The organism is Streptomyces sp. KR55 (assembly GCF_052245645.1).
GTDB classification, from domain to species: domain Bacteria; phylum Actinomycetota; class Actinomycetes; order Streptomycetales; family Streptomycetaceae; genus Streptomyces; species Streptomyces flavusporus.
Window position 1 is genome coordinate 1 of record NZ_JBQQCE010000920.1, and the last position, 1,261, is coordinate 1,261.

1 protein-coding gene is annotated in these 1,261 nt (G+C 69.8%); it reads right to left on the bottom strand.

The window, feature by feature from the left end:
• Positions 1 to 1,136: NF041680 family putative transposase (locus ACTWQJ_RS51515; protein ID WP_443313222.1), on the bottom strand; the 1,136-nt coding region annotated here is incomplete at its 3' end.
• Positions 1,137 to 1,261: the final 125 nt, after the last annotated feature.

Here is a 1,261-nt window from a genome sequence, read left to right on the forward strand (position 1 = left end):
GCGGTGTCCGCGTGACGGACCTTCGGGGCGGTCCAGCCGAGGGTTTGTTTCATGAGCCGGAAGGTGTGCTCAAGATCGAATCTGCGGAGGAAAGACTGCCACCAGCGTTCCACGTCCGCCGGTGCGGCGGCGGAGGCCGAGCACCACAGCCAGACCGGTTTCGGGTCACGGTCACCCGGCAGGCGCTCGACCTTCAGGCGGATCAACGTGCCGTGCAGGATGGGCAGTTCCTCTTTCGCGTGGTCCAGCCAGGGGCCGCGGTGGGTGAGTCGGGGGTGCATCCGGTCCCAGGCTCTGGCCTCGGCTTTGCCGTAGCGGGTGGTGTCCGTGACCGTGGTGACCTCGGGTTCGTGCCAGCTGTCGGGCTTGGCGAAGGTCAGGACGCCGCCGTGCCGGCGCGGCCGTCCGCCCTTCGGCCCGGAGCGGGCGGGGCCGGGGTCGCGGAGCATGACGCGGTCCGAGCGCAGGCGTCCAACCAGGACGACGGGCAGGTCCGCCAAGGCGTGGGAGAGGTAGGCGACGTCGTAGCCGGAGTCCATGACGATCCAGATCTCCGGATCACCGGCCTGCCACTGCCGGGCCTGGATCAACCGCTCGACGACGTCTCGTAGTTGGGCAGCGGTGACGGCGGTCGCGTCGTCCGCCCGCCCCAGGCGCACGGCGTCCAGCAATGCGACCCAGGACGTCCGGCCGGTCTCCAGGGCGGCGACGAAGGAGTACGGCCAGCCCGGCACGAACTGATCCGTCTTGCGGTCTCCGCGCCCGTAGACATGGCAGAACAGCCGGTCGTCGCTGGTCGGGGCGTCCGGACGGAGCCAGTTGCTGACATCCACGGCCAGCACGATCCGCCCGTCGGCCGCTCTCGGCAGTGGCAGGCCAGCCAGCGCGCGGCGCAACCGCGTCGGCTCCAGCCAGCCCCGGTCCAACGCGGCATACAGGGCCCCGTGCCCCCGCCGGTGCTCGACCGCCAGGCAGAGCCCGACCAGGGTCTTCACCGGCCCGTCCGCGCACAAGATCGCGTCGGTGAGCTCGAAGAGTGCATCGGCACGGCGGTACAGGCAGTCGTAGAAGTCGACCCGAAAGCGGGACAACACGCTCAATGCCTCGCCCGCGGGCGCGTCGACGGGGAGACTCATGGGCAGCGGCCGTTCTTTCGTGCTTCGTTACTCGACATCTCGAAGCGTGAAGAACGGCCGCGCCACGTGCTGCCGGTTCCCGGAGAACTCAGCAGGTCGAGTGACCTGCGGCGTTAAACGCCAAG